Here is a 12,686-nt window from a genome sequence, read left to right as displayed (position 1 = left end):
CCTGTTCCGGCGAAAGGCCCTCTCCGCCCGCCCCCTGCCGTTCGCAGCCGGGGATCGCCATTCACAGACTGTGACTTTCCGAGGCTGCCAGGCCAGGGGACTTTTGGGCCGTCAAGAACGACAAGGCCATGAAAACCCAAGCCCGCCGCCGCTTCCGCCGCTTCACCCGCAAGGACCTCTTCGAACTGTTCGTCTGCATCGCCCTTGCCGGCCTCTTCGTGCTGCTCAGCAGCGGCGCCGCCTTCGGCCAGGGAAACGTGGGCATCAACAACCCAGCGCCCCATGCCAAGTCGTTGCTGGACCTCACCAGTAGCGACAAGGGCCTGCTCACGCCACGCATGACCGCTGCTCAACGCACGGCCATGTTCCCCATCGCCGATGCCACGGCGAAGGGTATGCTGGTGTACCAGACGGACGGAGCGATCGGCTTCTACTACTACGATGGCGCTGCCTGGCAAATGCTGCAAGCAGGTGGCACTGGCTGGGGCTTGCTCGGCAATGCGGGCACCAACCCAGCAACGAACTTCATCGGCACCACGGACAATCAAGGCTTCGCGATCCGCACCAACAATACCGAACGCGTGAGCGTGGCCCAGAACGGCAAAGTGGGCATCGGCATCACCACGCCCAACTGGCAGCTTGATGTCCTGGACAACAGCACCGCCACGGGTCAGATGGCCATTCGCAACCTCAATGGAGCAGGCTGGTCGAGCCTCAACATCTTCAATCACAACCTCACCGGGCACGCCTACTTCGGCATGCATAACCCCACTGGTGTCGCCTTCGCTGGCACGGCCACGGCCAGTCCCTTCGCGTTGTATACCACGGGCTTGCCACGTCTCCACGTGACCGCTGTCGGCGATATTGGCATTGGGACCCTAACGCCTTCCCGCTTGCTCGAGGTGTCCTCCGCGAGTCAAGCTGTGCAGCGGATCGCCTCCAACAATGCCGCGAACGGATCGGTCTTGGAGTTGAGCAACGCCACCGCGGGAAACAACAACCTGGGTGCCATCAACTTCCTGGAAGGCAATACCCCCCTCGGGCAGTTCGCCTACCACAAGACCGATGGAATGGTCTTCCGAACCGGGGGGCCTGAGCGCATGCGGATCGACGTGAACGGGAACGTGGGCATCGGCACCACGGCTCCCAGCAGCAAACTCCACGTAAGCAGGGGCGCCGCAGGATACGCGCCCAATGCCAACAGCGGGCTTACCGTGGAGCACAGCGGCAACGTGTACGCCAACGTGATCTCGGCCACGGGGGAAACAGGCGTGCTGTTCGGGTCCGCTGCGAATGCTGCGCATGGCGGCATCGTGTACAACAGCGTCTGGGGGTTGACGTTGCGAACAGGCGGGAACCTCGAGCGCATGCGCATCGATGCCAATGGGAACGTGGGCATCGGGACCAACGCGCCCGGCGTGAAATTGGACGTGGTGGACGGGAACTGGCTGATCCCGATGCGCGTGCGCAACACATTACCCACCGGATACTCGGCCGTGCAGTACATCAATAACAACAACAAGTACGGCAACATCGGTTGGGGCAACTCCGCCGCGGCAACCTTCGCTGACAAGTTCTACGTGGGTACCACCAGCCCCGAACCCATGCTCTTCACCACGGGCGATGTGGAGCGTGCGCGCATCGATGCCGCAGGCAATGTGGGGATCGGCACCGCTGCGCCCGCTACCAAGCTTCATGTAGCTGCGGATCAGGCCGCGGGCATGGCCATGACCGTGCAGAACCTCAACGCCGGCGGTTGGTCGGGAACCAACTACCTGTCGAGCGCAGGTGCGGGCAGCAACACGGTGGGCTTTGACAATTCAACGCAGAACGGATTCCTGGGCACCACCACGAACCACCCGGTCACCTTCATCTCGAACTGGACCGAGCGCATGCGTATCGCCGCCAACGGCAATGTGGGCATCGGTACTGCGGCGCCCACGAGCGCTCTTGAGGTGAACGGCTTCACGAAACTGGGCAGCAGCGCCCCTGCGGTGAGAATGTTGAAACTGACCGGCACCACGGCCGGCACCGAAGGCGGGTTCGTGGACCTTCCGCACGGGATCACGGGATCCAAGATCCTCGGCGTGGAGGTCCTCATCGAGTACACGCCCGGCAACTGGATCAGCGACAACTACATGCTCAATCCCGAGTACCAGGCGAACTACGTGGTGAACGCGACCAACATCAGGCTGCTTAACCATGTGAACAGCTCGGGCAGCATCCTGAGCAAGCCCGTGAAGATCCTCATCACCTACGAAGCCTGAGCCGCAATGCGTTGCACATCAATCGCCATGCGCCTCCTTCGCCTCCTGCCGTTGTTCATGCCGTTCGGGTTGAACGCCCAGATGCTGCACAACAACGGGGCGGTGATCACCATCAACTCCCTCGTGACCGTTGACGTGAATGGCGACCTGATGAACAACGGTACGGGTGTGATAGACAACAATGGCAGCATCGTGATCAGCGGCAACTTCGTGCACAACGCCTCCAACACCTGCTTCGCGGCGAGCCATGGAACGGTGGTGCTGGATGGCGCCGCCCAAGGGATCGGCGGCAGCGACGTGGCCGTCTTCAACAACCTGGTCTTGACCGGCACCGGTCCGAAGACCCTGATGCAGCACGTGGAGGTCGGTGGCGCGTACGCTGCACCCATGGGCGTCCTTGATCTGGATGACCGCACGCTCGACCTGAACGGCTATGACCTGACCGTGCTCAACCCGCTGCCCACGGCCATCGCACGCACGAGCGGCTACGTCATCAGTGAGCGCGACCCAGGCAACGGGTATTCCTTCGTGCGTTGGAACGTCGGGCAGAACACCGGCAACTACACCATGCCCTTCGGCAACGCGGCCACCAACGACTACCTGCCCTTCACCGCCGCGATCACCACGCCCGGCGTGGGCACCACGGGCTACATCCGCATGGCCACCTACCCCACGGTAACGCTCGCCTCGCCGAACAACAGGCCCTTGCCCACGGCGGTGCCTTCCTTGGTTGACGTGAGCGGCATGGAGAACGCACCCAACGTGCTGGACCGTTGGTGGGTGATGGAGAGCGGTAATTTCACTGCGTCACCGATCGCCACCACGACCTTTGCCTACCGCGACGGAGAATGGAGCACGGGAACGAACACGATCACGGAGAGCGCATTGCAACTGGAGCGGCAGATGGGCGTGTGGAACATGTTCCCCACGGTGACGAACATCGCCGCCAACACGTTGACCGCAACGGGCATTCCGCTGATGACCTCTTCCTGGACGGCCGCGATGCTGGCCACCCCGCTGCCGGTGGAACTGCTCTCCTTCACTGGCAAGCGTCTCAACGAACGCGAAGTGCAGCTCGACTGGAGCACCGCCACCGAGCAGAACAATGCGGGCTTCGAGGTTTGGCGGATGATCGAAGGGGAAGATGACTTCACCGAGGTGGGCTGGGCGGATGGCGCTGGCAACAGCCAGCAGCTCATCAACTACCTGCACCCGGACAACAACAGGGCGAGCAAGACCAGCTACTACAAGCTGAAGCAGGTGGATCATGATGGGCAGTACGAGTGGAGCGCTGTGGTGGCAGTGGAAGGTGCAGGCTTCGCAACGCGACTCGTGGCCTATCCGAACCCGGCGCGCGATGTGATCACGCTCAGCGGGGTTCCGGAGAATAACACGATGATCACCATGCATGATGCGAGCGGTCGCTTGGTGAAGCAGTGGAGCAGCACTACGATGCTCACGGGGCTTGGCGAGCTGGAGCGCGGGGTGTACTTGTTGAATGCCCTGGATGCGGATGGAGGGGTTTTGGGCGTGCGGGTGGCGCTGGAATGAGCGAAGCGTACTTTTCCGGTCACCTATGCTGATGACCGACCAACAAGTGCTCTTCGTGAAGATGGCGCTCGGCGCCTGGAACAGCGAGCTCAAGTACACCGATGCACTGCTGGCGAAACTCAGCGACGAGCAGCTGATGCGCGAGGTATCGCCCGGACGAAACCGCGGCATCTACCTCCTCGGCCACCTCACCGCCGTGCACGACCAGATGCTCCCCTTGCTGCGGTTCCGTGAGGAGATCCATCCGGAGCTGTACGGGCCCTTCCACGATGAGCCGGATGGCGCCGTGGCCGACCTCCCGCCGATCGCGCGGCTACGTGCCCTGTGGAAGGACGTGAACGATGCCTTGGCGAAGCACATGGCGGACCTTGGACCCGAGGAGTGGTTCACGCGCCATGCGAACATCTCCGAGGCCGACTTCCCCAAGGAGCCGCACCGCAACCGCTTGAACGTGGTGATCAGCCGCACGAACCACCTGGCCTACCACCGCGGGCAGTTGGTACTGATTCAGTCCAAGTAGCGCCAGAGCGCGACCGTGATTCCTGTGCGCCGATTACTTTTCCCAAAAGCGATCGCGATGGCTCCACGACCCGGCCCCTACCATTGGTTCCTCAACACCCTTGTCCGCGTGCATGTCTCGTGCGACGAGGGCTCGGATCGCATCTCCTACATCGAGTACCACGTGCGCCAGGGCGAATCGCCGCCCTTGCACATCCACGAGCGGGAGGACGAGATCTTCCACCTGCTCGCGGGGGAGTTCACCTTCCGGCAGGACGATGCGGAAGTGAAGAAGGGACCCGGCGATGTGATCTTCATCCCGAAGGGTGTTCCACACACCTTCCGCTGCGATTCCGCCACCGGACACTTCTTCAGCATCACCACGGATCGCGACTTCGAGCTCTTCCTTCGGGCCATGTGGCGACCGGCGGAACGTGCAGAGCTGCCAGCACCCGCCGTGCCTTCGCCTGCGGAGATCGAAGCGCTGGGCAGGGTCGCAGCGGAGCATCACATGCCTGTGATCGGGCCGCCGCTTGTTTGAAGGGCCTCACTATCAACGGCAGGTGATAGAAGCCGAGTAGCGGGAAGTGCTTCTCGCCGCCGGAGGTCGCAGACTATTGCAGCACCACCTTGCCCAGGCTTATGGCCAGTCCTTGGGGCGTGCGTCCCACGAGCAGATAGGTTCCGCTTGCAACGGACCCGCGCTCGAACTGCGCGCCACCTGATCGCATGGCCACCGTACTGATCGTGCGGCCCGCATGGTCGAGCATCGATGCGGTAACCAAGTCGGTATTGGTGCTGCGCACCGTGAAGCGATCGGATGCCGGGTTGGGTGAGATTACGCTCGCGCTCGATCCCATCGCAGGGGCCACCGCGGTGCTGATCCCGGGCGGATCATCGTCCGGGTCCACCAATTCAGCAGCGGGATAGAAGACGATGAGCCCGCTTTCGTTCTCTGGTGATGCCTGGCCCCAGGCCGGCACGTTGCTCACCGGGATCGGATCGCCCTTGGCGAGGCCGGTACTGCCATCCTCCTGGTGGCGGCCCACGGCGATCACGCCCTGGCCGGTCTTCCACTGGCCGTAGAGGTCGGTGTTGCCGCCGCCGCTGCCATCGCCCGTGTCCCAATCGCCCACAACCAACGAACTGTACTTCGGCTGCGACAGGTCCGGCTCGTAAACGCGCACGAAACTGTTCCAGGTGCCGGTGAGGCCGGTAGAAGGCAGGGGCATGGTCTGGTAGGCATTGGCCGTGGTGATCGTGCGGCGGCCCACCGCGATGATCGATACGCTGCCATCGGCCGTGGTCTTCACCGCGCAACGCGCCAGGCGCGTGGTGTTCACATCCGGCCATCCCGCGTTCGGGTCGGGCCAGTTGGCCAGGTTGGGATCGGCTAGCGGCGCGCCGTAGTTGTTGGCGCCTTCCACGTATTCGGCCACGTAGGTGCTGCGCTTCAGCGTGCCGTCGCTCACGGCCAGTTTGCCCAACCAGCTGATGTGGATATTGCCCTGGCTGCCCGTGAACCGGTTCTGGAATCCGCTGGCACCGGGCGTTGCGGCAATGGTGTTGCCTTCCCAGAAATTCTCCACGTTGTTGCCATGGCAGCGCGCGTTGACCACCACATCGCTCTGTGCCAACGGCTGCGAATAGTCGATGGCGATGCCGTCGATGTACTGGTCGGGCGATGAGGTCACCGTGTCGCCGTCGGGCTGTATCTCGTGATAGAGGCGGCTCCACCAACCGAGCGAACCGTCGCTGTTGAATTTCACCACGGCGGGCTCGAAGTCCGGCTCGCCTCCAGGCAACACGGTCTTCACGTTCAGGCCGAGGTAGATGCTGTTGTCGCGGCGATCGATGGTGACCACCTGCGGGCCGTAGATCGGCGTGCCGGCCGGACTGTATCCGCTGTATCCCGGCCCATTCGATGTGTTGGCGCTGTTGGGGTCGCAGGGCGCGTCGTACATGAAATCCAGCGGCCACTTGCCGCGCTTCGTGCCACCGTTGCCGTCGGCTTGGGTGTATTCGTGATCGGCCTGCGTCCACGAGCGCAGGTCGCAACGGCCACCGCGCTTGAAGACCACGCCGCTGTAGCCCAGTGGATCGGGAGCGCTGCTGGCGGGATCGCCATACCACTCGCCGCCCATGGTCTTCCAATGCACGCGCCAATGCTCCACCACTTCGCGCACGCCGTCCGCGTCCAGGCGGTGCATGGCCGCCCAGTCATAGCCATGCGATTCGCCGACGATGTACGCGACCTTGCCATCGCTGCCCACATCCCACGGATGGTTCTCTTTCACGTAGCCCGTGGCTTCCATGTTGTTCACCCAGGCGAAGGCCGTGGGCGCTGCCGCGATGAAATCGTCGTTGAGCTTTCCCAGGAAGTAGCCTTCCGTGGTATTGCCTGAAACGAAGAGCGCGTCGGTGGTGGCATTGGGCTCCACGTTCTGCTTGATGAAGCGGAAGTCCTCCGCAGCGCCGTCCGGCAGATGGACCACCTTGAGCAAGGTGCCCAGGTCGCTGCTCACCTGCAGCAGGAATGCGGTGCGACCGGTCCCGCCGGGGTTGAGGATCCCGCTCACCGGCAATTGGATCCGCGGAACGGAACCATCCACCCAGTCGAGGTCTTCGGCCGTGCCGGCGATCACGAAGGAACCGTCGCTGAGGCGTGTGAGGTCGTACAGCACTTCACGTCCGCTGTTGCCCACATAGAAGGCGCGGGGCGATTGGGCGCTGACGAGCAAGGGTAAAAGCAGGAGCCCAAGCCATAGCAAGCGAAGCATGGAAGGCGGTGCAGCTGTGCCTGTGAGGTCCATGATGCCGATCGTTGGGTTGCCGGTTCGTGTATTGCCCAAGGGTACGCCGCCGGAGGACATGGGTTCGTGCTTTTCGACGAGGCAGGTGCTCGGAAATGCGGTGTTGCGGTTTCGCCGCCCCGAAGCTCGCATGCATGCGGGAACGGCGGTTGGTCCATTTTCAATCGCGCCATCAACGGTGATGCAGGTAACTTCGCTCACTATGGCAACCAAGACCAAGAAGTTCGACTGGCAACTCGCCCCCGCCCCCGAGTCCAAGGACCACGTCCGCATCAACTGATGTTCACCTCCCTCAGCTGGGCGGCTCTGCAAACGGTCATCTGGACCGGGTTGTATCTGGCCTTCGCTTGTTGGACTGTTCTGGCCATTGTTATCGTGAGGTATCTCATCAAGAAGGACTGGACCCGGCTCAAGATCACATTGCTGTACACCTTGAACAGCTTGTCCTTTCTGTTCGCATGGTGGATGATCCTCAGCACGGCTTTGATCGTCGTCACGCCAATTGAAGATACCCGGGAGCATTCCATCGACATCATCTGGAACGAGGCCAACCGCTACTTTTCAGTCCACTTGCAGTTCGCGGTGATCGCACTCCTGAGCTTTGTAGTGTTCGATCTGTTGTACATGAAGTACCTCGTACGCCGGAGCGCGATACGCCATACCTTGATCTTGTGCGGAGCGAATGCGGTGGTGCTCTTTTCGGCAGTGTACCTGTCCGTAGGGTCATACTGCACGGGTATGCTTCAGGAGATCGATCGTCACTTCCTTGGGCAGTGACGGCGAGCCCTCACACCTTCTACCTTCGCTCACGATGGCAACCAAGAAGAAGACCATGGATTGGGCGTTGGCCCCGGCACCTGAGTCGAAAGACCATGTGAAGATCTCTGAGGAGTACCAGCTCTTCATCAACGGCAAATGGGTGAAGCCGAAGAGCGGGAAGTACTTCGACACCATCAACCCCGCCAGCGAGCAGAAGCTCGCGCGCATCGCTGAGGCCAACGAGGCCGATGTGGACGCCGCCGTGAAGGCCGCCCGCAAGGCCTACGACACCGTGTGGAGCAGGATGCCCGCCGCCGAACGCGCCAAGTACATCTACCGCATCGCGCGGCTGCTGCAGGAGAAGGCCCGCGAGTTCGCCGTCATCGAGAGCATGGACGGCGGCAAGGCCATCCGCGAAAGCCGCGACGTGGACGTGCCGCTCGCCGCCGCCCACTTCTTCTACTACGCCGGTTGGGCCGACAAGCTCAACTACGCCTTTCCCGGCAAGACCGTATCACCGCTCGGCGTAGCCGGCCAGGTGATCCCCTGGAACTTCCCGCTGCTCATGGCCGCGTGGAAGCTCGCGCCCGCCCTGGCCTGCGGCAACACCGTGGTGCTGAAGCCCGCCGAGACCACCCCGCTCACCGCCCTCAAGCTCGCCGAGCTCCTGCAGGAGGCCGAGCTCCCCGATGGCGTCGTCAACATCGTCACCGGCGCGGGGGCCACGGGCGCGGCGGTCGTCAACCATCCCGATGTGAACAAGGTCGCCTTCACCGGCAGTACCGGCGTGGGCAAGCTCATCCAACGCGCCACGGCAGGAAGTGGTAAGAAGCTCACCCTCGAGCTCGGCGGCAAAGCGGCCAACATCATCTTCGCCGACGCCACCATCGACCAGGCCGTCGAAGGCATCATCAACGGCATCTACTTCAACCAGGGCCACGTGTGCTGCGCCGGCAGCCGCCTCTTCGTGGAGGAGGCCGTGTACCACGAAGTGATCCGCAAGCTCAAGCACCGCATGCGCTCGCTCGTCGTGGGCGATCCGCTCGACAAGAACACCGACATCGGCGCCATCAACAGCCGCGAGCAGCTCGGCACCATCAACAAGTACCTCAAGCTGGGCCAGAGCGAAGGTGCCGAGATGTACCAAAGCCCCTGCGACCTGCCCGGCAAGGGCTTTTGGTGCCGCCCCACGCTCTTCCTCAACGTCGCGCAGAGCGCGCGCATCGCCCAGGAGGAGATCTTCGGTCCCGTGCTCGCCGTGCAGACCTTCCGCACCGTGGACGAGGTGATCCAGAAAGCCAACAACACGCCCTACGGCCTCAGCGCCGGCGTGTGGACGGACAAAGGCAGCAAGATCTTCAACCTCACCAGCAAACTGCGCGCGGGCGTCATCTGGGCCAACACCTACAACAAGTTCGATCCCACCTCACCCTTCGGTGGGTACAAGGAAAGCGGGTATGGACGTGAAGGCGGTGTGCATGGGTTGGGGGCGTACTTGAATTTGAATTGAGTTTGAGCGTGCCCCTCGCAAATGCCTCGGGTCGCGCTTTCCGCTACAAGTCCTCGCGCGGATTACCGCGCTGTGGGCTTTCCGCTTCAATCGCTCACGCGAAATGCGGCCTAGGGCCGTTAACCTCGGGTGATCGCTGACACTCGCGCTTATGAGGATTGCTAGTCGAGACTTGATGGTTGTGCTCGCTGCCTTGTTCATGGCATCCTGCATACGAACGGTCGGACCTGAGGAGCGGACTTTGCGTGATGGATTGCACCTCTCAAGTAGCACTGGGGAACTATTGGACGGTAAGTTCAAGCAGGTGACCAAGCCTGATCCAGAGCATCCGTTTGATCGGGAGCATGTATCGCTCTTAGAGTATGATGACGGTGTGCCAGTAGGAAGTTGGTCATACACGTTTGGTGGGGATTTGATCCATTCCGGCGAGTATTTAGATGAACCGGAGGTGAAGGATTCAATGAAGAGCATAACGGGGTGTGCAAGGATCGATCTCGATCTGTGGAAAGAAGGGTGGTATCCTTTCCTCTCCGTTCGATTGATCAAGCCGCTGCGATACGATTCTGTGGCACTTGAATCATTGGAACAGCTTTCTGCGGAACGATTGCGCGCCAAGTATCCGCATTCCTCTTTCGATGTAACTCTGGTTGGAGACACTCTAGAGGAGGTCTACAGCAAGGACTATGAGTAGTTTGAGCGGAGTGAATGCTAGAAGTTGATCCACCGCCCCCATGCCCCGCCTCATCGTCCACGGCTTCACCATCTCGCGTGCCTCCGGCACGCAGGCTCGGGGCTACGGCGCCGGTCAGAACCAAACGCTGGAGGCCCCGATGGGCACTGGTGGCTAGGGCAGACCCGTGGTTGCTCCGCTCAGACATCGGCGAGCTATATTGAGCGTGAGCCATTGACGGCCTTTTCGTCAACCGGCCAGTACCATGTCGAAGACCACCAAAGCCACGATCGAAGTCCAGGGTGCGGTCGTCACGATCGTTCCGCATGATGGCCACGACTTCATCAGCCTTACGGACATCGCCAAGTACAAGAACCCGGACCATCCGGATGATGTGGTGCGCAATTGGCTGCGCAACCGGAGCACGGTGGAGTTCCTTGGCATTTGGGAGCGACTGAACAACCCGGATTTCAACCCCGTCGAATTCGACGGGATTAGAATGCAGACGGGTATCAACAGTTACGTGCTCACGCCCAAACAATGGGTTGAGAAGACCGCTGCGGTCGGCATTCGCTCCAGCGCCGGTCGCTATGGCGGCACCTACGCACACAAGGACATCGCCTTCGAGTTCGCTTCGTGGGTGTCGGTCGAGTTCCGACTCTACCTCATCAAGGAGTTCCAACGCCTGAAGGAGGATGAGAGCCAGCGCCTCTCCCTCGCCTGGAACCTGAACCGCGAGCTTTCCAAGATCAACTACCGGATCCACACCGATGCCATCAAGGAACACTTGGTCCCGCCGGAAGTCACACCCGCACAAGCGGCCATCACCTATGCCAACGAGGCGGACCTGCTCAATGTCGCCATGTTCGGTCTCACCGCGAAGGAGTGGCGTCAAGCCAACCCAGAGCTGGATGGCAACATGCGCGACCACGCCACCGTCGAACAGTTGCTGGTGCTGGCCAACATGGAAAGCCTCAACGCCGAGTTCATCCACATGGGTTTGTCGCAAGGCGAACGGCTGATGAAGTTGAACGCGATCGCCATTCGGCAGATGAAGACGCTGGCCACGAACGCTTCGCGCTTGCTCGGACCAGGGAAGAGCAAGTGACCATTCCCCCTAACCGTCCTGACTCCCCATGCCCCGCCTCATCGTCCACAGTTACACGATATCGCTCGACGGCTACGGCGCCGGCCCTGGTCAAACGCTGGAAGCCCCGATGGGCACCGGTGGCCAAGCCCTGCACCCATGGTTGCTGAACACGCACTACTTCCAGACCACCCACTTTGGCAAGCAGGATGGCTCCACCGGAACCGACAACGACATGGCCGTGCAGGGCATGCAGAACATCGGCGCCTGGATCATGGGCCGCAACATGTTCGGGCCGGTGCGCGGTCCCTGGCCAAATGAAGAATGGAAAGGCTGGTGGGGCCCCAACCCCGTTTACCATGTCCCGGTCTTCGTGCTCACGCATCATCCTCGGCCTTCGCTGGTGATGGAGGGCGGCATCACCTTCCACTTCGTTACGGGTGGCATCCACGAGGCGCTGGAGCGCGCACGCGAAGCGGCTGGTGATCGTGACATCCGCGTGGGCGGTGGTGCCTCCACAGTGCGGCAATACCTGCAAGCGAAGCTGATCGATGAACTGCTCATCGCCGTATCGCCAGTGCTGCTCGGGGCAGGTGAGCCGTTGTTCGCCGGTCTCGACCTGACCAAGCTCGGCTACTCGTGCGAGCAGTTCATACCAGGCGAGCGGGCCGGGTTCTATCGGATCGTCCGCGCCTAGTTTTGGAAGACCATGGGCACGGCCGCCAACAACGAGCGCGTCTTCAAGATGCCTTTCGCGAGCGTCTACCCGCACTACGTGAACAAGGTGGAGAAGAAGGGCCGCACGAAAGAGGAGCTGCACTCCGTCATCCACTGGCTCACCGGCTACGATGAGAAGGCGCTGCAGCAGATCATCGCCAACAAGACCGACTTCCGCACCTTCTTCGCCGAGGCGAAACTGAACCCGAACGTGCACAAGATCACCGGCGTGATCTGCGGCTACCGCGTGGAGGAGATCGAGGACCCCCTCATGCAACGGATCCGTTACCTGGACAAGCTGGTGGATGAGCTGGCGAAGGGGAGGAAAATGGAGAAGATCCTGAGGAATTGAAGCGTGTGTTTCCTTGTCGCATAAGTTTGTTCGAGCATGAACCCGGCGGTAAAGAACACGGATGCCTACCTGCGCGCATTGCCACCCGATCAGGGAGCAGCCTTGCAGAGATTGCGCAAGCAGATCCTGTCGGCCGCACCGGGCTGCGAGGAGTATTTCGGTTACGGCCTCCCTGGCTTCCGGCTGCATGGAAAGCCCTTGCTGTACATGGGCGCGGCCAAGGCGCATTGTGCCTTGTACGGCATGATGCCGAAGGTCTTCGATGCCGAGTTGAAGGACTTCAAGCGGACCAAGGGCTCGATCCACTTCGTGCCCAGCAAGCCCATTCCTGCGGCAGTGGTGAAGGCTATCGTGAAGCTGCGGGTGGCCGAGATCGAAGCCCATCTGGAGAAGTCGGCCAAGAAGAAGGCAAGCGCGAAGAGCGGCAGTCCCGCAAGCAAACGCACCAAGCGGAGCTGAGGT

The 12,686-nt window shown here is 61.7% G+C and carries 13 protein-coding genes; 12 read left to right on the top strand and 1 reads right to left on the bottom strand.

From position 1 onward, the window contains the following. The first annotated feature begins 128 nt into the window (after positions 1-128). Genes IPK70_15830 through IPK70_15815 form a run of 4 tightly spaced genes read left to right on the top strand, consistent with a single transcriptional unit; the run spans position 129 to position 4,857 of the window. Positions 129-2,267: a hypothetical protein gene (locus tag IPK70_15830; GenBank protein ID MBK8228631.1), complete on the top strand. Its 2,139-nt coding sequence runs from the start codon at positions 129-131 to the stop codon at positions 2,265-2,267. Between the two features lie 27 nt (positions 2,268-2,294). Further along, a complete protein-coding gene (locus IPK70_15825; protein MBK8228630.1) occupies positions 2,295-3,818 on the top strand; it encodes a T9SS type A sorting domain-containing protein in 1,524 nt (507 codons plus the stop codon). Between the two features lie 31 nt (positions 3,819-3,849). Further along, positions 3,850-4,338 carry a DinB family protein gene (locus tag IPK70_15820; GenBank protein MBK8228629.1) on the top strand — a complete coding sequence of 163 codons (489 nt, stop codon included), beginning with the start codon at positions 3,850-3,852 and terminating at the stop codon, positions 4,336-4,338. A 57-nt stretch (positions 4,339-4,395) separates the two neighbouring features. After that, positions 4,396-4,857, top strand: coding sequence for a cupin domain-containing protein (locus tag IPK70_15815; protein MBK8228628.1), 462 nt, complete (start codon positions 4,396-4,398; stop codon positions 4,855-4,857). Positions 4,858-4,930: 73 nt separating this feature from the next. On the opposite strand, the gene IPK70_15810 is transcribed toward IPK70_15815, so the two are convergent. Further along, the gene (locus tag IPK70_15810; protein MBK8228627.1) at positions 4,931-7,129 is read right to left on the bottom strand and encodes a hypothetical protein; all 2,199 of its coding nucleotides are present in this window, start codon (positions 7,127-7,129) and stop codon (positions 4,931-4,933) included. Here IPK70_15810 and IPK70_15805 point away from each other — a divergent pair. The 8 genes from IPK70_15805 (at position 7,128) to IPK70_15770 (ending at position 12,683) form a co-directional block, all read left to right on the top strand. Further along, positions 7,128-7,409: a hypothetical protein gene (locus IPK70_15805; protein ID MBK8228626.1), complete on the top strand. Its 282-nt coding sequence runs from the start codon at positions 7,128-7,130 to the stop codon at positions 7,407-7,409. The two genes, IPK70_15810 and IPK70_15805, sit on opposite strands and share 2 nt — an antisense overlap. Further along, positions 7,409-7,906, top strand: a complete 498-nt coding sequence (locus IPK70_15800; GenBank protein MBK8228625.1) for a hypothetical protein — start codon at positions 7,409-7,411, stop codon at positions 7,904-7,906. Before IPK70_15805 ends, IPK70_15800 begins: the two co-directional genes overlap by 1 nt. Positions 7,907-7,940: 34 nt before the next feature. Then, positions 7,941-9,398 (top strand): aldehyde dehydrogenase family protein, encoded by a 1,458-nt coding sequence (locus tag IPK70_15795; GenBank protein MBK8228624.1) that lies wholly within the window; start codon positions 7,941-7,943, stop codon positions 9,396-9,398. A 304-nt stretch (positions 9,399-9,702) separates the two neighbouring features. Continuing rightward, positions 9,703-10,089, top strand: a complete 387-nt coding sequence (locus IPK70_15790; protein MBK8228623.1) for a hypothetical protein — start codon at positions 9,703-9,705, stop codon at positions 10,087-10,089. 244 nt (positions 10,090-10,333) lie between these two features. After that, positions 10,334-11,176, top strand: coding sequence for a KilA-N domain-containing protein (locus IPK70_15785; GenBank protein MBK8228622.1), 843 nt, complete (start codon positions 10,334-10,336; stop codon positions 11,174-11,176). A 28-nt stretch (positions 11,177-11,204) separates the two neighbouring features. Beyond that, positions 11,205-11,852, top strand: coding sequence for a dihydrofolate reductase (locus IPK70_15780; GenBank protein ID MBK8228621.1), 648 nt, complete (start codon positions 11,205-11,207; stop codon positions 11,850-11,852). 12 nt (positions 11,853-11,864) lie between these two features. Next, on the top strand, positions 11,865-12,224 hold the full coding sequence (locus IPK70_15775) for a DUF2200 domain-containing protein (GenBank protein ID MBK8228620.1): 360 nt from the start codon (positions 11,865-11,867) through the stop codon (positions 12,222-12,224). A gap of 36 nt (positions 12,225-12,260) precedes the next feature. Next, the gene (locus tag IPK70_15770) at positions 12,261-12,683 is read left to right on the top strand and encodes a DUF1801 domain-containing protein (GenBank protein MBK8228619.1); all 423 of its coding nucleotides are present in this window, start codon (positions 12,261-12,263) and stop codon (positions 12,681-12,683) included. Positions 12,684-12,686: the final 3 nt, after the last annotated feature.

The sequence above is a fragment of the Flavobacteriales bacterium genome (assembly GCA_016712535.1).
Lineage (GTDB): Bacteria > Bacteroidota > Bacteroidia > Flavobacteriales_F > PHOS-HE28 > PHOS-HE28.
Note: the sequence above shows the minus strand (reverse complement) of the source record. Positions and strands in the feature narration are given on the sequence as shown.